Source organism: Janthinobacterium sp. SUN073 (genome assembly GCF_030397665.1).
In the GTDB taxonomy this organism is placed as follows: domain Bacteria; phylum Pseudomonadota; class Gammaproteobacteria; order Burkholderiales; family Burkholderiaceae_D; genus Janthinobacterium.
In genome coordinates this window covers 922,937-941,216 of record NZ_JAPUBT010000001.1, presented here as the reverse complement: position 1 = coordinate 941,216, position 18,280 = coordinate 922,937, and the positions used below count along the sequence as shown (strand labels likewise).

15 protein-coding genes are annotated in these 18,280 nt (G+C 65.2%); 12 read left to right on the top strand and 3 right to left on the bottom strand.

Annotated features, from left to right (window positions below):
* Positions 1 to 194: 194 nt before the first annotated feature.
* The 12 genes from O0882_RS04350 to O0882_RS04295 all read left to right on the top strand — a co-directional run bounded on the left by O0882_RS04350 (position 195) and on the right by O0882_RS04295 (position 14,259).
* Complete coding sequence (locus tag O0882_RS04350) at positions 195 to 1,469, top strand: amidohydrolase family protein (protein ID WP_289945625.1); 1,275 nt, start codon at positions 195 to 197, stop codon at positions 1,467 to 1,469.
* Between the two features lie 36 nt (positions 1,470 to 1,505).
* Positions 1,506 to 2,024 carry a GNAT family N-acetyltransferase gene (locus O0882_RS04345; RefSeq protein WP_289945622.1) on the top strand — a complete coding sequence of 173 codons (519 nt, stop codon included), beginning with the start codon at positions 1,506 to 1,508 and terminating at the stop codon, positions 2,022 to 2,024.
* Complete coding sequence (locus tag O0882_RS04340; RefSeq protein WP_289945620.1) at positions 2,021 to 2,563, top strand: GNAT family N-acetyltransferase; 543 nt, start codon at positions 2,021 to 2,023, stop codon at positions 2,561 to 2,563. Before O0882_RS04345 ends, O0882_RS04340 begins: the two co-directional genes overlap by 4 nt.
* Positions 2,564 to 2,719: 156 nt before the next feature.
* Positions 2,720 to 3,982 (top strand): sugar ABC transporter substrate-binding protein, encoded by a 1,263-nt coding sequence (locus O0882_RS04335; RefSeq protein WP_289946825.1) that lies wholly within the window; start codon positions 2,720 to 2,722, stop codon positions 3,980 to 3,982.
* Between the two features lie 115 nt (positions 3,983 to 4,097).
* Positions 4,098 to 4,988: a sugar ABC transporter permease gene (locus O0882_RS04330; RefSeq protein WP_289945617.1), complete on the top strand. Its 891-nt coding sequence runs from the start codon at positions 4,098 to 4,100 to the stop codon at positions 4,986 to 4,988.
* Positions 4,976 to 5,803, top strand: a complete 828-nt coding sequence (locus tag O0882_RS04325; protein WP_289945615.1) for a carbohydrate ABC transporter permease — start codon at positions 4,976 to 4,978, stop codon at positions 5,801 to 5,803. Before O0882_RS04330 ends, O0882_RS04325 begins: the two co-directional genes overlap by 13 nt.
* Positions 5,804 to 5,833: 30 nt before the next feature.
* Complete coding sequence (locus O0882_RS04320; protein WP_289945613.1) at positions 5,834 to 6,874, top strand: NAD(P)-dependent alcohol dehydrogenase; 1,041 nt, start codon at positions 5,834 to 5,836, stop codon at positions 6,872 to 6,874.
* Positions 6,875 to 6,876: 2 nt separating this feature from the next.
* Positions 6,877 to 8,010: a sn-glycerol-3-phosphate ABC transporter ATP-binding protein UgpC gene (gene ugpC, locus O0882_RS04315; protein ID WP_289945610.1), complete on the top strand. Its 1,134-nt coding sequence runs from the start codon at positions 6,877 to 6,879 to the stop codon at positions 8,008 to 8,010.
* Between the two features lie 35 nt (positions 8,011 to 8,045).
* The gene (locus O0882_RS04310; RefSeq protein ID WP_289945608.1) at positions 8,046 to 8,924 is read left to right on the top strand and encodes an AraC family transcriptional regulator; all 879 of its coding nucleotides are present in this window, start codon (positions 8,046 to 8,048) and stop codon (positions 8,922 to 8,924) included.
* A gap of 36 nt (positions 8,925 to 8,960) precedes the next feature.
* The gene (gene xylB / locus O0882_RS04305; RefSeq protein WP_289945607.1) at positions 8,961 to 10,436 is read left to right on the top strand and encodes a xylulokinase; all 1,476 of its coding nucleotides are present in this window, start codon (positions 8,961 to 8,963) and stop codon (positions 10,434 to 10,436) included.
* A gap of 226 nt (positions 10,437 to 10,662) precedes the next feature.
* On the top strand, positions 10,663 to 12,276 hold the full coding sequence (locus tag O0882_RS04300) for a methyl-accepting chemotaxis protein (RefSeq protein WP_289945604.1): 1,614 nt from the start codon (positions 10,663 to 10,665) through the stop codon (positions 12,274 to 12,276).
* Positions 12,277 to 12,444: 168 nt separating this feature from the next.
* Positions 12,445 to 14,259 (top strand): EAL domain-containing protein, encoded by a 1,815-nt coding sequence (locus O0882_RS04295; RefSeq protein ID WP_289945602.1) that lies wholly within the window; start codon positions 12,445 to 12,447, stop codon positions 14,257 to 14,259.
* On the opposite strand, the gene O0882_RS04290 is transcribed toward O0882_RS04295, so the two are convergent.
* The 3 genes from O0882_RS04290 to O0882_RS04280 all read right to left on the bottom strand — a co-directional run bounded on the left by O0882_RS04290 (position 14,250) and on the right by O0882_RS04280 (position 18,279).
* A complete protein-coding gene (locus tag O0882_RS04290) occupies positions 14,250 to 16,697 on the bottom strand; it encodes a TonB-dependent receptor (protein WP_289945600.1) in 2,448 nt (815 codons plus the stop codon). The genes O0882_RS04295 and O0882_RS04290 overlap by 10 nt on opposite strands.
* A 92-nt stretch (positions 16,698 to 16,789) precedes the next feature.
* Positions 16,790 to 17,785 (bottom strand): FecR domain-containing protein, encoded by a 996-nt coding sequence (locus tag O0882_RS04285; RefSeq protein WP_289945598.1) that lies wholly within the window; start codon positions 17,783 to 17,785, stop codon positions 16,790 to 16,792.
* Complete coding sequence (locus O0882_RS04280; protein WP_289945595.1) at positions 17,752 to 18,279, bottom strand: sigma-70 family RNA polymerase sigma factor; 528 nt, start codon at positions 18,277 to 18,279, stop codon at positions 17,752 to 17,754. The genes O0882_RS04285 and O0882_RS04280 overlap by 34 nt, the downstream gene beginning before the upstream one ends.
* Position 18,280: the final 1 nt, after the last annotated feature.

Below are 18,280 nucleotides of genomic sequence, written 5' to 3'. Positions count from 1 at the left end.
GCGCGGCACATGCTTGCCCTATTCATGCGCCCGGCAGCATTTGCGGGAAGTTTGCGCACGCGCAAGGTGTTGTCAGCGAATCTATGGCTACGTTTTTGCCAGCGAGTATATTCGTGCACTGCAACATCCTTGAGCGAGAAGATGGCAGTGCACTGGAAGCAACAGATACCGTAGTCAACCGAAGGAGTGTCCGCATGGACCTAGTCATCCGCAATGCCAGCATGCCCGATGGGCGCCGTGCCATCGATATCGCCATCGAGGACGGCCGCATCGCCGCCGTCGGCCCTGCCTTGCCCGTGCAGGGCGCGCAGGAGATCGACGCCGCCGGCGACCTGGTCACGCCGCCGTTCGTCGACGCCCACTTCCACATGGACGCCACGCTCAGCTACGGCTTGCCGCGCGTGAATGCCTCCGGCACCCTGCTCGAAGGCATCGCCCTGTGGGGCGAGCTGAAACCGCAGCTGACGCAGGACGCGCTGGTGCAACGCGCCTTGCAGTATTGCGACTGGGCCGTGGCGCGCGGCTTGCTGGCCATCCGCTCGCACGTGGATATCTGCGACCCGCGCCTGCTGGCCGTGGAAGCGCTGCTCGACGTCAAGCGCCAGGTGGCGCCCTACCTCGACCTGCAACTGGTGGCCTTCCCGCAGGATGGCATCTTGCGCAGCCCGGGCGCCTTTGACAATTTAAAGCGGTCGATTGCCATGGGCGTCGACGTGGTGGGCGGCATTCCGCATTTCGAGCGCAGCATGGCCGACGGCGCCGAATCGGTGCGCCTGCTGTGCGAATTCGCCTGCGAACAGGGTCTGATGGTGGACATGCATTGCGATGAGTCGGACGACCCGCTGTCGCGCCACATCGAAACCCTGGCCTTCCACAGCCAGCGCCTTGGCATGCAGGGCAGGGTGACGGGCTCGCACCTGACGTCCATGCATTCGATGGACAATTATTATGTGAGCAAACTGCTGCCCCTGATCCGCGAGGCAGGCGTGGCGGCGATTGCCAACCCCCTCATCAACATCACCCTGCAGGCGCGCCACGACACGTATCCGAAGCGGCGCGGCATGACGCGCGTGCCCGAAATGCTGGCCGCCGGCATTCCCGTCGCCTTTGGCCACGACTGCGTGATGGACCCGTGGTACAGCCTCGGTTCGGGCGACATGCTGGAAGTGGCGCACATGGGACTGCACGTGGCGCAGATGACGGGCCAGCAAGCGATGCACGACTGCTTTTTGGCCGTGACCGAGACGCCGGCGCGCATCCTGGGCCTGGACGGCTATGGCATCGCGCCCGGCTGCCATGCGGACTTGCTGATCCTCGATTGCGGCTCCACGGTCGAAGCGCTGCGCCTGCGCGCGGCGCGGCGCCTGGTACTGCGCCGCGGGAAAATCGTCAGCGAAGCGCCGCGCGCGCAATCGCGTCTGCAACTGCCAGGCCGGCCAGAAATGGTCAATTTCCGCCTGGGGCGCTGATACAATCTGCCATCACTTGTTATCGGGAGCACCACCTTGAAAGAAATTGATATCCGTCCGGCCCAGGAAGCCGACTTCGACGCCATGTGGCCGATTTTCCAGACCCTGGTGGCCGCTGGCGACACCTACACCTTCCCCGCCGATACCACGCGTGAAGCGTGCCACGCCTACTGGTTCGGCCCCGGCGTGCAAAGCTATGTGGCCGTGATGGGCAGCGAGCGCTTGCTGGGCATGTACAAGCTGGTGGCGAACCAGCCGGGGCATGGATCGCACGTGGCCAACGCCTCGTTCATGGTCGATCCCGCCGCGCAGGGCGTGGGCGTGGGGCGCATGATGGGCCTGCACTGCATGGAAGAAGCGCGCCGTGCGGGCTACCTGGCGATGCAATTCAACTTCGTCGTCAGCACCAACCTGGGCGCCGTCACCCTGTGGAAAAAGCTGGGCTTTGGCATCGTCGCTACCCTGCCGCTGGCCTTCCGCCACGCGCAGCTGGGTTATGTCGACGCCTACGTGATGTACCAGCTGCTGACCGATCCGATGCAGTGGCCGGCATGAGCGGCGCCGTGACAGAATCGATGATCGTCATCGAGACGCCCCGCCTGCGCCTGCGCACCTTCACGCCCGAGGACGCGCCGTTCTACCTGGCGCTGATCAATGAGCCATCGTGGATCGCCAATATCGGCGACCGCAACATCCATACCGTGGATGCGGCGCGCGCGGCGCTGGAAGCCGGTCCGATAGCGCAGTTCCGCGAGCATGGCTATTGCTTTTACATTATCGAGCGCCGCAGCGACGGCGTGGCCATGGGCATGGGCGGCATGATACGCCGCGACAGCCTGCCCGGCCCCGACATCGGCTACGCCATGCTGCCCGCCTACTGGGGCCAGGGTTATGCCTGGGAGGCGACGGCGGCCATCGTGCGGCATGCCCGGCACACGCTGCGCATCCCCACCCTGTACGGCATCACCTCGCCGCAGAACCAGGCATCGATCAATTTGCTCAATAAACTGGGCTTGCGCTTCGAGCGCTTCTCGCGCCTGCCGCCGGCGGGCAAGGATACCAATATCTACCGCAAGGATTTTCGCCAGGATTGAGGTGGCAAATCCATATCGGCGAAGTGAAACATAAGTGAAAAAAAGTATTTAGAAACCCGCGCCTTTTGTAGTGGTGGTGCGCAGTCTTTGTTTTTATAGTTGGCATACCGGTGGAAAACCACCGGACTATAAAAATGGAGACGTGTTATGAAAATCATGACTGCTGTTGCATGGGGCGCCCTCATGTCCGCCGGGTTTGCCGACGCCTCGGCGCAAAGTTGCTCGGTGCCCGTGCTCAAGGTGCTGGCGCAAAAAAGCCTGGGGCTGACGGTGATGGAAAAGACCCTGGCCGAGTATGAAAAGAAAAACGGCACCAAGGTACAAATCAGTTATTTCGGCGAAAACGACCGCCGCTCCAAGGCCAGGCTGGACGCTTCCACCAAGGCTGGCTCCTACCAGATCTATTACATCGATGAAGCCAACGTGGCCGAATTTGCCACGGCAGGCTGGGTCGTGCCGCTGCTCAAATACCTGCCCAAGGAGGCCGATTACGAGGACTTCCTGCCGGGCCGCCGCGCTGTCGCTTCCTACAAGGGCGTGGCGTATTTCGCGCCCCTGATCGGCGGCAGCGACTTCCTGTTCTACCGCCGCGACTTGCTGGAAAAGGCCGGCATCGCCGTGCCCAAAACGCTCGACGAACTGGTCGCCGCCGTGAAAAAACTGAATAACCCGCCCCATGTTTACGGCTGGGCGGCGCGCGGTCAGCGCGGCTCGGGCATGAATGTCTGGCGCTGGGCGCCGTTCATGCTGGCCGCCGGCGGCAAGTGGGAAAAGGATGGCGTGCCCACCTTCAATTCGCCGCAGGCCGTCAAGGCGACCACCCTGTACCGCGAGCTGTTCAAGTATTCGCCGCCGGGCGGCGCCACCTACGACTGGAGCAATGCGCTCGAAGCGTTCAGGTCCGGCAAGGTAGCCTTCATGATCGAGTCGACGCCGTTCGCCGACTGGATGGAAGACCCGAAAAAATCCTCGGTGGTCGACAAGGTGGGCTATGTGCGTCCTCCGTCGCCGCTACCGTCGGCCGCTTACGGCCACGGCCTGGCCATCTCCGCCACGGGCGCCAAGGATGAATGCACGCGCCAGGCGGCCGGCAAGTTCATTGCCTGGGCCACGGGCAAGGAGCAGGAACAGGCGCGCCTGAAGGACAATGTCTTCAGCGACTACAACCGCAGCAGCACCATCGCCAGCGAGTACTTCCGCAAGCACGTCAAGCCGCAGATCCAGGCGGGCCTGACGGACACCACGCCCGTCTCGCGCGTCACCATCTGGCCCAGCCCCGAGTGGCCGGACATCGGCGACAACCTGGGCGTCGTGCTGGAGGAGGTGTTTACGGGCACGCGCGGCGACGTGCAAAGCGCGCTCGATGAGGCCAACGAGTACGCGACGGAAGTGATGCAACGCGCGCAGAAACGCAAATAAGGCGGTAGTACCGTTCCAACACCCCCAACGGCGAAATGCTGGGGTCGGACCCTCAGGGTCCGACCCCGGTCGTCGCCTTTTGGGTGAAAAAATGACGCTCGAAAGCTGACTTCCTATGCCGCATACCATCCGTAAAAAACGCCACACCTGGCTGCCGGCCGTCTTTCTGACGCTGCCGCTGCTGGTCCTGCTGATACTGGGCCTGGTGCCCAGCATCGCCGCCATCAACCTGGCCTTGCAAAACCGCGTGCTGCGCTACAGCGACAGCGAGTATGTCGGTTTTGCCAATTTCCTGCGCCTGTTCGGCGACCGCCGCTTCCTCAATGCCGTGCAGGTGTCGGCCATCTGGGAAGTGGTCACCGTGGCCGGCTCGCTGATCGTCGGCGTGCTGCTGGCCGTGTTCCTGTTCGAGAGAATCAAGGGCCGCACGCGCGATCTGCTCGCGCTGCTGCTGATCGTGCCGGTGCTGCTGCCGCGCGTCTCTGCCGCCTTCATCTGGAAGTTCATGTATTCGCCCCTGATGGGCATTTTGAACTGGCTGCTGGAATGCGTGGGCCTGGGCGGCACGGCCCTGTTGTCCGATCCCGCCACGGCGCTGTATGCGGTGGCGCTGGTCGACATCTGGCAGTGGGGCCTGTTCTTCGGCGCCGTCATCCTGAAACTGCTGGAGACGCTGCCCACCGAACCGCTGGAAGCGGCGCGCCTCGATTACGCCGGCACCCTGCAGGTGTATGCGTATATCGCGCTGCCGATGCTGAAGGTGCCCATCATGAGCCTGGTGTTCATCAAGATGGTCGAGTCGCTGCGTTCCTTTGACCTGATCTACGTGATGACCAAGGGCGGCCCCGGCATCGCCACTGAAACGCTGGACATGTATGCGTATGCGCAAGGCATCGGTCTGATGGGCAAGGTCTCGTATGCGTCCAGCATGGCCGTGCTGATGATGCTGGCCACGACCGTCATCTTTACTTTACTCTGGAAGCGGGTCGCCAAATGGGAAAACTGACTATGACGCGCGGCCTGGGCGCCGTCGCCACCACCGCCGTCACCACCTTGATCGTGCTGGTGGCGCTATTCCCCATCCTGTGGGCCGTGCTCAATTCCTTCAAGGAGTTGATGGATATCGTCACTCCCGTGCCGCGCTTTTTCTTCACCCCGACGCTGGCCAATTACAGGCAGGTGCTGGCCAGCCCGGAAGTGCTGACGGGCCTGGGCAACAGCGTGGCCATCGTCGGCCTGGCTGTGTTGCTGGGTGCCGTGCTGGGCGTGCCGGCCGCGTATGCGATCGCCCGCTATCCGATCCCGGCGAAGAAGGATATCCAGTTCTTCCTGCTCTCCCTGCGCTTCCTGCCGCCGGTCGCCGTCGCCATTCCATTGATCTCGATCTGGATCGACCTGGGCCTGTATGACTCGCGCCTGTCGATGGTGGTGACGTATCTGCTGGTGACCCTGTCGACCATCATCTGGCTGTCGATTCCCGCCTTTGCGCGCATCCCGAAAGAGATCGAGGAAGCGGCGGCGCTGGATGGCTACAGCCCTTACCAGGTGTTCTGGCACGTGGCCTTGCCGGTGGCCTCGAAGACCCTGATGGGCGGCATCGTCTTCAGCTTCGTGCTGGTCTGGAATGAGCTGATGATCGCGCTGGCGCTCACCTCGTCGAAGAGCATGACCCTGCCCGTGGTGGCGTCGGCCTTTACCTCGATGGGCCAGGAAGTGCCGTGGGGCGTGGTGAACGCGTCCACCGTGCTGCTGGCGCTGCCGCCACTGCTGTTCGTCGGCATCCTGGGACGGCTGCTCAACTCCATGCTCAAACATAAATAAATATAAATAAACAAAAACAAGGAAACCATCATGCAAGCACTCGTACTGGAACAGGCGGAAAAAATCACCTTGCGCGACATCGACATGCCGCTCGTCGTCGGCGCGCGCGACGTGAAAATCAAGATACACACGGTGGGCATCTGCGGCAGTGATGTGCATTATTTCAAACATGGCAAGATCGGCCCCTTCGCCGTTGAAGCGCCCATGGTGCTGGGCCACGAGGCCTCCGGCGTGGTGGCCGAAGTGGGCGCGGAAGTCACGCATCTGACAGTGGGCGACCGCGTCTGCATGGAGCCGGGCGTGCCGCAGTTCGATTCGCCGGCCACCATGCGCGGCCTGTACAACCTGGACCCGGCCGTGCGCTTTTGGGCCACGCCGCCCATCCATGGCTGCCTCACGCCGTATGTGGTGCACCCGGCCGCGTTCACCTTCAAGCTGCCCGACAACGTCAGCTTCGGCGAAGGCGCCATCGTCGAACCGCTGGCCATCGGCCTGCAGGCGGCCAAGAAGGCAGCCATCAAGCCGGGCGACGTGGCGGTGGTGATCGGCGCCGGCACCATCGGCGCGATGACTGCCCTGGCGGCGCTGGCGGGCGGCTGCTCGCGCGTGATCCTGGCCGACCTGGTGCCGGAAAAACTGGCCCTGTTCGCCGGCAATCCGGCCGTGACCACGCTCGACGTGCGTCATGCCAGCCTGGCTGATACCGTGCGCGAGCTGACGCAAGGCTGGGGCGCCGACATCGTCTTCGAGGCCAGCGGCAGCATGCGTGCCTATGACGGCATCATCGACCTGCTGTGCCCCAACGGCTGCCTGGTACTGGTCGGCATGCCGCCCGATAAGGTGCCCTTCGATATCGTCGCCATCCAGGCCAAGGAAGCGCGCATCGAGTCCGTGTTCCGCTACGCGAACATCTTCCCGCGCGCCATCGCGCTGCTGGCCTCGGGCAAGATCGACGTGAAACCCTTCATCTCGCGCACCTTCGACTTCGCCGACGGGGTGCGGGCGTTCGAGGAGGCGGCCAAGGGCCACCCGCGCGACGTCAAGATCCAAATTGAACTGGCAGGAGAGTAACCATGGCAAACATCGCCTGCAGGCAGCTGCACAAGACTTACGACCACAAGACGGCGGTGCTGCAGCCGTTCGACCTGGAGATAGACGACGGTGAATTCATCGTCCTGCTGGGGCCATCGGGCTGCGGCAAATCGACGCTGCTGCGCATGGTCGCCGGACTGGAAGACATCAGCGGCGGCGAGTTGCTGATCGGCGGGGCCGTCGTCAACGACTTGCCGCCGCGCGAGCGCAATGTGGCGATGGTGTTCCAGAACTACGCACTGTATCCGCACATGACGGTGTACGACAATATCGCCTTCGGCCTGCGCCGCCTGAAGGTGCCGGCCGACGAGATCGAGCGCCGCGTGCGCGAGGTGGCGGCCATCCTTAGTCTGGACAGCCTGCTCGATCGCAAGCCGCGCGCCATGTCGGGCGGCCAGCAGCAGCGCACGGCCATCGCGCGCGCCATGATCAAGACGCCGCAGGTATTCCTGTTCGATGAACCGCTGTCGAACCTGGACGCCAAGCTGCGCGCGCAGCTGCGTGCCGACATCAAGCGCTTGCACCGCCGCCTGCGCACCACCACCCTGTACGTGACGCACGACCAGCTCGAGGCGATGACCCTGGCCGACCGCGTGGTGCTGATGAAGGGCGGGCATATCGAGCAGATCGGCACGCCGGCCCAGTTGTACAACCATCCGCGCACCCTGTTCGCGGCCGGCTTCATCGGCACGCCGGCCATGAACTTCATCGACGGCGTGATCGAGAAGGATGGCGCGCGCACCCTGCTCATTTGCTCCGGCTACCGCTGGCCGTTGACGTCGCCCCGTTTCGCGACGCTCAAGTCGGGCACGCGGGTGGTGTTCGGCTTGCGCCCTAACCACTTGCGTGCCGCCACGCCGCAGGATCAGCAGCCTGGTGGAGCAAGCCATGGCCTGGCGTGCGTGATCGACCTGGTGGAATTGCTGGGCGCGGAAGCGCTGATCAGCTTCCAGTGCGGCGCACTGACCTTGTCGGCGCTGCTGCCGGCGAACGCTGCCAACAGCGCGGCGCAAGTGGGCCAGATGCTGGCCCTGGCTTTCGACGAAGAACACATCCATCTGTTCGATGCCGACACCGAGCTGGCCCTGGCGCTAAGTGGTCAGGCAAGTGGTTAGAATAAGAACCACCGAGACTGTGCAAGGGAACCGCCGTGACGCCTGACCTGGAACTGATCCACAAACCGATACACGAATCGTTTCGCGCGTGGGCGCACGGCTACCCGCATGTGGTGGCGAAATGGCATTTCCATCCCGAGTACGAACTGCACATCATCACAACGTCGACCGGCAAGTTTTTTGTTGGCGACCATATCGGCAGTTACGCGCCGGGCAACCTGGTGCTGACGGGACCGAACCTGCCGCACAACTGGGTCAGCGAGCTGGCCGAAGGCGTGAGCCTGCCCGCGCGCGACCTGGTGCTGCAGTTTTCCGGTGAATTCATCGACCGCTGCGCGCTGCTGTTCCCGGAAATGGCGCCCCTGAAAACTCTGCTGGGCGAGGCGGGCAGGGGCTTGCAGTTTCCCGACGCGCTGGGCTTGCGCCTGGCGCCGCTGATGGCGGAACTGACGACGGCGCAAGGCCCGCGCCGGGTGGAGCTGTTCGCGCGCCTGTTCGGCGAGCTGTGCGGCTGCCGCGAACGCCGTGCACTGGCCAGCGTCACTTATCTGGCGCAGGCGGGGCGCTACATGTCGTCGACCATCAACCTGGTGCTGGCGTACATCAAGCAGAACATCACGCTCGATTTTTGCGAGCAGGACGTGGCCGACGTGGCGGAAATGAACACGCTCAAGTTCACGCGTTTCTTCCGCAAGCATACGGGCACCTCCTTCATCCATTACGTGAACCAGGAGCGCATCGCGCTGGCCTGCGAGCTGCTGATGAATACCGATATGAAGGTCACCGATATCTGCTACCGCACGGGTTTTAACAATCTGTCCAATTTCAACCGCCAGTTCCTGGCCCACAAGCAGATGTCGCCGTCGAAATTTCGCTCCTGCCTGCACATGAACATGCCCGAGTCCTTCCCCTGACGGCCGGCTTTAATCACTTTTATACATGGAACCATCGTGACATATCTCGGTATCGATATCGGCACTTCCGAAGTCAAGGCCATCCTGACCGACGACGCGCAAACCATCCTGGCCAGCAGCGGCGTGACGCTGCGCGTGTCCAGCCCCCACCCCGGCTGGTCGGAGCAGAACCCGGAGGACTGGTGGCACGCCACGCTGGACGTGATCGCGGCCATCCGCAGCGCCCAGCCGGTGGCGTTTTCCGGCTTGCGCGGCATCGCGCTGTCGGGCCAGATGCATGGCGCCACGCTGCTCGACAAGCAGCAGCACGTGCTGCGCGCGGCCATTTTGTGGAACGATACGCGCGCCTTTGCCGAGTGCGTGGAACTGGAAGCGCTGGTGCCCGAGTCGCGCGCCATCACGGGCAACCAGGCCATGCCAGGCTTCACGGCGCCCAAGTTGCTGTGGCTGCAAAAGTACGAGCCGTCGCTGTTTCGCGCCATCAGTAAAGTCTTGCTGCCCAAGGATTACGTGGCGCTGCGGCTGACGGGCGATTGCGTCTCCGACATGTCCGACGCCTCCGGCACCCTGTGGCTGGACGTGGCCAAACGCGACTGGTCCGAGCGCATGCTGGCGGCCACCGGTTTGACGCGCGAGCACATGCCGCGCCTGGTCGAAGGCAGCCACGCCGCCGCGCAGATACGCCCGGCGCTGTGCCAGGAATGGGGCATCGCGCATGCGGTGCTGCTGGCCGGTGGCGCGGGCGACAATGCCGCCGCCGCCGTGGGCCTGGGGGTGGTGGAAGCGGGCGCCGGTCTGCTGTCGCTGGGTACCTCCGGCGTGCTGTTCGCCGGCAGCGATGGCTTCGCACCCAATCCGGGCCAGGGCGTGCACGCCTTCTGCCATTGCCTGCCCGGGCGCTGGCACCAGATGAGCGTGATCCTCAGCGCCGCGTCCAGCCTCAGTTGGGTGGCGCGGCTGACGCAGTCGTCCGACATCGGCGAACTGGTGAAGCTGGCCGAAGGCGTGGAAGCGCGCACGGCGCCGATCTTTTTGCCCTACCTGAGTGGCGAGCGCACGCCGCACAACGATGCTACGGCGCGCGGGGTGTTTTTTGGTTTGTCGACGGAACACGGGCGCGCCGAACTGGCCTACAGCGTGATGGAAGGCGTGGCCTTTGCCATGGCCGACGGCAATGCGGCCCTGCGCAGTGCCGGCACACAGCTGGAAGAAGCGTCATTCGTCGGTGGCGGTTCGCGCAGCCGCTTCTGGGCCCAGCTGTGCGCGAATGCGTCGGGCCTGAACGTGCTGCGCCACGACCATGGCGTGGCTGGCGGCACCTTGGGCGCGGCGCGCCTGGCGCAGATGGCGGTGACGGGCTTGTCGCCCGCGCAGGTGTGCACGCGCCCGCCCGTGCAGGAAACGATCGCGCCGCAGGCGTCCACCATGCTCGACGAGCGGCTGGCGCGCTACCGGCGTTTGTATCCGCTGCTGCGCGAAGAGTTCGCGGGCGCAGCCGCGGCGGCGCGCTAGCGTTGCCGGCAAGATTGCCGGCCCGACCATGCTGCGAGCCCGGCAATATGGCCAGACAGTCAATCTTCCCGTGTAATTTGTTGTTTCTGTGCTGAAAGTGTTTCTCTGGCGAAAGCACCGCTTGGTTTTTCACGGGGTGCGCGGCATGATTTCTTCATTTGGTGAGAATTGGATAGTTTTGGTGGCGCTTTTGTTGCCATCCTGTTCTTGCCGCCGGGAGAAACACATGCAACTCGCGAATCTGAAAATCTCCATCCGCCTGGGTTTGTTGGGCGCCTTCTTCTTTCTAGCGCTGGTATTCGTTGGCGTGCGCGGCTGGAGCGCACTCGATGCGGCCAGCGCGCGCAGCGCGGAAGCCATGCAGCGCTCCGTGGCCCTGACGGAAGCGGTCGACGCGGCGCGCAGCGCGCAGGTGGAATTCAAGATCCAGGTGCAGGAATGGAAAAACATCCTGCTGCGCGGCGGCGATGCTGCCGCCTTCCGGCGCTACCGCGAAGCGTTTGTCGCCAGCGGCGCGCAGACGCGCAAGGAACTGGCCAGCTTGCAGGCCATGATGGCCGCGCTGAAACTCGATACGGCGCCCGTGGCGCAAGCCCTGCAGGCGCACGACGCGCTGGGCGTGAGCTACCTGGCGGCGCTGCAGCAGTATGACGGCGCGCGCGCCGACAGCGCCCACACGGTCGATGCGCTGGTCAAGGGCATGGACCGCGAACCGACGCGCCAGATCGACGCCATCGTCGCCACTATCGGCAAGCAGTCGCACAGCCTGATGGCGCAGATGAAGGAGCAGGATACGGCCGCGCACCGCAGCGCCAGCATCGCCATGCTGGCCACCGTGCTGGTGACCCTGGTGGTCGGCAGCGTCACCGTGTGGTGGCTGATCCGCAGCATCACGGTGCCGCTGGGCGCGGCCGTCGGCATCGCCCAGCAAGTGGCGGCCGGCGACTTGCGCGCCGTGGTGGCCGACAGCAGCCGCGATGAAATCGGCGACCTGCTGCGTGCCTTGAAGGTGATGAGTGGCAATCTGGCCGACATCGTGGGACGGGTGCGCGTCGGCACGGACGCCATCGCCACGGCGTCGGGCGAAATCGCCAGCGGCAACATGGACCTGTCTTCGCGCACGGAGGAGCAGGCCAGTTCGTTGGAAGAAACGGCCGCCGCGATGATCGAGCTGACCTCCACCGTACGGCAGAACAACGACAACGCGGACCAGGCGCGCCAGCTGGCCGGCGGCGCGTCCGACGTGGCGCAGCGCGGTGGCGAGGCCGTGGCGCAGGTGGTGCAGACCATGAGCCATATCAATGCCTCGTCGAAGCGCATCGTCGACATCATCGCCGTCATCGACGGCATCGCCTTCCAGACGAATATCCTGGCCCTGAACGCGGCCGTGGAAGCGGCGCGCGCGGGCGAGCAGGGACGCGGCTTTGCCGTCGTGGCCACCGAAGTGCGCAGCCTGGCGCACAGGTCGGCCGCGGCGGCCATGGAAATCAAGCAGCTGATCGGCGAATCCGTGCGCACGGTGGAAGAGGGCAGCGTGCTGGCGGGCCAGGCGGGGCGCACGATGGACGATGTGGTCAGCAGCGTGCAGCGCGTGAATGCCATCATCGGCGAGATCGCCGTGGCCAGCGTGGAGCAGCGCGACGGCATCGAGCAGATCAGCATCGCCATCAGCCAGATGGATGGCGTGACGCAGCAGAACGCGGCCCTGGTGGAGCAGGCCGCCGCCGCCGCGGACGCGCTGCAGCAGCAGGCGGCCAGCCTGGCCGACGCCGTCAGCATCTTCAAACTGCATGCCGTTCCCGGCGTGGCCGCGCCGATCCGGAGACTGTCGCTGACCTGATGCAGGCCCGCCCCGCGCCGCTTGATGCCAGTCAAGCGGCGTCCGATCAGGCAAATATCGCGCCGAAATTCTTATACTATTTCCTTTCCGCATGGATCTGCGCCCGGCCGCATGGCGCGCGTTGCAAAGGAAAACCATGTTCTTCACTTTCCGCCTGCCGGGTGACGCATGACGGCGCTGCTGCTGGCGCTGTGCCTGACCCTGACCGTGGTGCTGAGCGCGCTGCTGGCCTGCCAGTGGCAGGCGGCGCGCATGTGGCGCATGCGCCATGCGACGGGCGTGGTGCTGCAGGCAGCGCAGGCGCAGCGCATGGCGGATGCGCTGGCGCTGCTGCACGCGCTGCCGGCGGCCGTCATCGGCACCGACCACGATGGCGTGGTGCAGTACATGAATCCCCGCGCCAGCAGCATGGGTGGCTTGCTGGGCGACGATGGCCTGGGCCAGCCTGTGACCGAGCTGCTACCGCTGTTCCATGACGGCGCGCCTGTCGATGCGGCGCGCCAGGTGCGCGACTGCGTGGCGCGGCAGGAAGTGCTGGAGGTGGCGCGCGGTGCCGTGCTGCTGCGCCATCTCGATGGCAAGCGCATCGACGTGCAATACAGTTGCGCGCCGCTGGCGCAGGGCGGCGCGGTGCTGCTGCTGCACGATGTGTCGGCGCGCCGGCGCGCCGAGCAGCAACTGGAATTCATCGCCCACCACGACGGCTTGACGGGCTTGCCGAACCGCCTGCATTTCCAGATCCGCTTCGAGCACGGCATCGCCTACGCGCGCCGCCACCAGGCTTTGCTGGCCGTGCTGTTCGTCGATATCGACCGCTTCAAATCCATCAACGACAGCCTGGGGCACGACGTGGGCGACCAGGTGCTGACGGAGTTCGCGCGCCGGGTGCAGCAGTGCGTGCGCAAGGTCGACACGGTGGCACGCCAGGGCGGCGATGAATTCATCATCCTGCTGACGGAACTGCGCACGGCGCACGATGCCGAGCGGGTGGCCGAAAAGATCGTCGCCGCCATCGCCGCGCCCTTCGTCATCGGCGAATACAGCCTGTCGGTGGCGGCCAGCGTGGGCGTGGCCCTGTACCCGGACGATGACGACGACGTCAATGCGCTGATCGAGAAGGCCGACCTGGCCATGTACGCGGCCAAGCGCCACGCGCCGGGCACTTGTTTGCGTTACGCCGCGCGCATGCAGACGCAGTCGTATTCGCGCACCATCCTCGAGACGGCCCTGCGCCATGCGCTCGAACGCAACGAATTCGCCCTGTTCTACCAGCCGCGCATGGACCTGAAGACGCGCAGGATCACGGGCGTGAAGGCGCTGCTGCGCTGGAAGCACCCGGAACTGGGACTGATGATGCCGCTCGATTTTTTGCCGGTGCTGGAAGAAAGCGCCTTGATCCTGCCGGTGGGCGCCTGGGTGCTGGCCACGGCGGTGGAACAGGCGCGCAGCTGGATGGCGCAGGGGCAGAGGCTGACGGTGTCCGTCAGCCTGTCGGCGCGGCAGTTCTACCAGCGCGATATCGCGCGCAATTTCGCCGCCGCGCTGGAGGCGGCCGGCGTGCCGGGGCATTGCATCGAACTGGAAATCGCCGCCGGCATCCTGATCGACCGCAACCAGAACTGCGAACTGATACTGCGCCAGTTCCGCCAGCTGGGCATGGCGATTGCCATCAGCGATTTCGGCACGGGCGACGCTTCACTCACTTACCTGAAACGCTTTCCCATGGATGCCGTGAAGATCGAAAAGTGTTTCGTCGACGACCTGGGCAAGCCGGGCGGCGACGGCGTCATGGTGCGCGCCATCGTGGTGATGGCGCGCACGCTCGGACTGCGCACCATCGCCGGCGGCGTGGAAAGCGGTGCGCAGCTGGAACTGCTCGCCGAGATGGGTTGCGACGAGGCGTTTGGCTACTACCTGGGCCGCGCCATGGCGCCCGAAGGCATCGAGGTGCTGCTCAAAAGTAGTGAAGTCATTCAGAACTGATAGCGCAGCGACAGCATGGCGTTGCGCGGATCGCCGTAGTAGCCGCCCATGCCCGTCGAGTAGTACTTCTTGTCGAAGACATTGTTGACGTTCAGGGTCGCCACCAGCTGCGCACTGACCTGATACTGCGCCATCAGTCCCGCCACCGCATACGCCTTCTGCGTGAAGCGTTCGCCATTCGGCCCGCGGTCATCCATGTAGATATCGCTCTGCCAGTTCACGCCGCCGCCCAGCACCAGGCCCGGTACGCCTTGCGCCAGGCGCCAGGTGCTCCACAGCTTGGCCATGGCTTGCGGCTGGCTGGTCTGGATGCGTGCGCCAGCCGCGTTGCGGATGCGGCTGTAGGCATAGCTGGCCGTCAGTTGCCAGTCGGGACGCAGCTGGCCCGAGACTTCCGCCTCGACGCCGCGCGTGGTGGCGCCCTTGACCGTGTGATAGGCGTAGGAACCGCCGCCCGTGCCGATGATCCAGACATTGCCCGGATCGGCTTCTGCCAGGTTTTCCTGCTTCAGATGGAAGAGGGCGGCGCTGGTGGTGAGCTTGCCGCCGAAGAATTCGCCCTTCGCGCCCACTTCATAGTTCTTGCCTTCCAGCGGCGCCAGGAAACGGCTGTGGACGTCGCGCTGGCTTTGCGGCGTGAAGATGCTGGTGTAGCTGGCGTAGGCCGACCAGTGCCGGCCCAGGTCGTAGACGAGGCCCGCATACGGCGTGATCTTGCCGTTTTCGCGCATCGCGTCGTACAGGTCCGTGTCATTGACATAGTCGCTGCGGATGTCGCGCTTCCAGTACGACAGGCGCGCACCAAAAATCACCGACAGCGCGTCCGTCGGGCGCAGGCGCAGGGTTGCATACAGGCCGCTTTCCTGTTCCTTGTCGTACGAACTGCCCAGGCGCGTGCCGCTGTAGTCGGGCACCGGCATGGCGCCATTCCAGGCGTGGATATCCGGCACCGTGTAGTCATAGCCATCGAGGCGCCAGCCCGGATAGATGGGGCTGTTCGTCTTGAGTTCCGAGGCGCTCACGCCCAGCACCAGTTCATGCTGGCGGCCGAAGGCCTGGAACGGGCCGCTGACATAGGCGTCGAGCGAGGTCTGTTGCGGCTTGCTGTGCCAGTTGGCCAGCCACAGCCGCATGCCGCCGCCCGTCACGCGCTCAGGGTAGCCATTGCCGGAAAAGCCCTGCAAGGCGTCGTACTGGTTGCTGCTGCGGCTGACGGCCAGCTTGGCGATCCAGTCGTTGTCGAAATAGTGGTCGAGCGTGGCGAACAGCATGCTCTGTTCGCGCTCGTACGTGCTCCACGCGGCCGTGCCGTTCATCGCGCGGGGGAAGCTGGTCTGCGAGCCGTCGGCATAGAACATGGGGAAGTCGCGGCCCGCGCCTTTCAGCTTTTCCTGCTGGTAGTTGATGCCGGCGCTGAGCACCGTCGATGGCGTCAGGTCCGCTTCGACGATGGCGTACAGCACGTCCTTTTTCTGGCGGTAGCGGTCGATGAAGGAGCGCTGGTCTTCATGCGCGGCGACGACGCGCGCGCGCACCTTGCCCTCAAGAGTCAAGGGCGTCGAGACATCGCCTTCGATGCGGTAGCGGTCCCATGATCCCAGTTGCGCGCCGGCCGTGGCGGCAAAGCGGCGGCCCGGGCGCTTGCGCACCAGGTTGACGGCCGCCGACGGGCTGCCCGTGCCGCTGATCAGGCCCGTCGCGCCGCGGATGATTTCGACCCTGTCGTAGATGGCCATGTCGTAGGTGCGCGCTTCCAGGTTCTTGCTGGTCGGGATGCCGTCGAACATGTACGACGTCACTTCAAATCCCCGTGAAAACACCTGGTCGTATTCGCGCGTGCTCGACGAATGGTCGACCGTGATGCCGGGCGCCTGCAGCAGCACGTCCTGCAAGGTGCGCAAACCCTGGTCGTCGATCTGCTGGCGCGTGATGACGCTGACCGCCTGCGGCGTTTCGCGCAGCGACAGGTTCAAACGCGTGGCGCTGGTCAGGCCTGCGTAGCCGCGCTTGCCTTCCGTGGTGCCGTCGCGCAGGGCGCTGGAGCTGACGGCCACTTCGTCCAGGGTGGCGGCAATCGGCGCGCCGTGCGATGCAGCGCCCGTCTTGCGCAGCACGTAGCTGCGTTCCCCGCTGGGCAGTGCTTCCAGTCCTGTGCCGGTCAGCAAACGGGCCAGTGCCTGCGGCACCGTGTAGCTGCCGTTCAGACCTGGCGTACGCACGCCTTGCAGCAGTTCGGCCGCCGCGCCCACGCTGACCTTGGCCTCGATGGCAAAGCTGGCGATGGCTGCGGACAGCTCGCCGGCCGGCACGTTGAAGGCCGTTTGCGCGGTGGCCGGCGCGGTGGCATCGGCCGCCATGGCCGGCGCCTGTGCCAGCGACAGCAGGATCACAGCGCTGCCGATGGCGTGCGCGAGGGGAGTCAAACGGGGTGGGTGCATGGTCTGGCCTTTCCGGTGGAGTGTCGTTGTAAGGTATCGTTGCAATACCCATAGGACAGGCCGTGCCGAGAAAAAGGGCCAACTTTTATAAATTATTTTTTGCGGGCCGCGATGGTGACCCAGTATGGGGTGCGGTACAGCACGTCGACGGGCAGCATGCGCGCCAGGCTTGCCAGCACGGCGTCCGTGTCGTCGAGCTGGAAGGCGCCCGTCAGGCGCAAGCCCGCCACCTGCGGTTCCACGCGCAGCAGGCCGGGGCGGTAGCGTGACAGTTCAAAGGCGAAGGCATCGAGGCGCATGTCCTGCGCCGCCAGCATGCCACGCACCCATGCATCGGCTTGCGGCGGCGCCGGCGCGGGCAGGCTGGCGTGGCTGGCGTCGAAGCGGCATTGCTGTCCCGCCATGAGCGTGCGCACGGTGGCCGAGGGCGCGCGCGGCGTGATTTCCACCGCGTGTTCGAGCACTGTCACCCGGCTGCTGTCGTCGTCGACGCGCACGGTAAAGCGTGTGCCCAGCGCGCGGATGCGGCCATGGCAGGTGGCGACGATGAAGGGGCGGCTGCCCGCATGGTCGGGGCGCGTCTGCACCAGCACTTCGCCGCGGCGCAGCGTCAGCAAACGTTCATCGGCGCCATACGCCAGGTCGACGGCGCTGTCCGTGTTGAGCACGAGGGTGCCGCCATCGGGCAACGATACGTCGCGCCGTTCGCCCACGCCGCTGCGGTAGTCGGCCAGCAGTTCATGGCGCACCAGCAGCCAGGCGGCGGGCGCCGTCATCAGCGCCAGCAGCACTTGCACGGCCACGCGGCGCTGCGGCCGGCGCAGCACGGGCGCGGCCAGATCCGGCGGCAGCAGGCTGGCCGTTTGGCCGACCTGCTGCACCTTGCTCCAGGCGCGCGCATGTTCCGGGTCGCGCGCGCGCCATTCGGCCGATGCCGCCAGATCATCCTGTGTGGCCTGGCCCGACTGCTCCAGCAAATACCATTCGACGGCCTGGCGCGCCACCTTGCGCGATAGCGGAGGATATAGCGGGGGAGACAGGGGAGCGGCGCTGCTCATGGCGCCCAGTCCGGCGCCTGCAGCACGCATTCGGTCAGCGCCTCGGCCATGTAGCGCTTCACGGAGCGTTCGCCGATGCCCAGCTGCGCGGCGATGTCCGCATACGCATGGCCTTCGATCTGCGCCAGGATGAAGACGGCGCGCACCTTCGGTTTCAAGCCATCGAGCATGGCGTCGACCGCTTGCAGCGCCTGCAGGATTTGCGCGCGCTGCTCGACGGAGGGCTGGTACTGCTCTGGCTGCGCGGCCAGCGCATCGGCCCACGCGCGTTCCAGCGACTGGCGCCGTAAATGATTGATCAGCAAATGCTTGGCGACGGTGGCCAGGTAAGCCTTCGGCGCGCGCAGGGCCGGTGTTTGCGGCTGTGCGGGGGCACTGGCCAGCAGGCGGATGAAAGTGTCCTGCATCAGGTCGGCGGCATCAAAAGCATTGCCCAGGCGCCGTTGCAGCCAGTGCGCCAGCCAGCCGTGGTGCGCGCGGTAATGGCTTTCCAGCTGCGTGGACAGCAGGGGGAGCATGGTCATG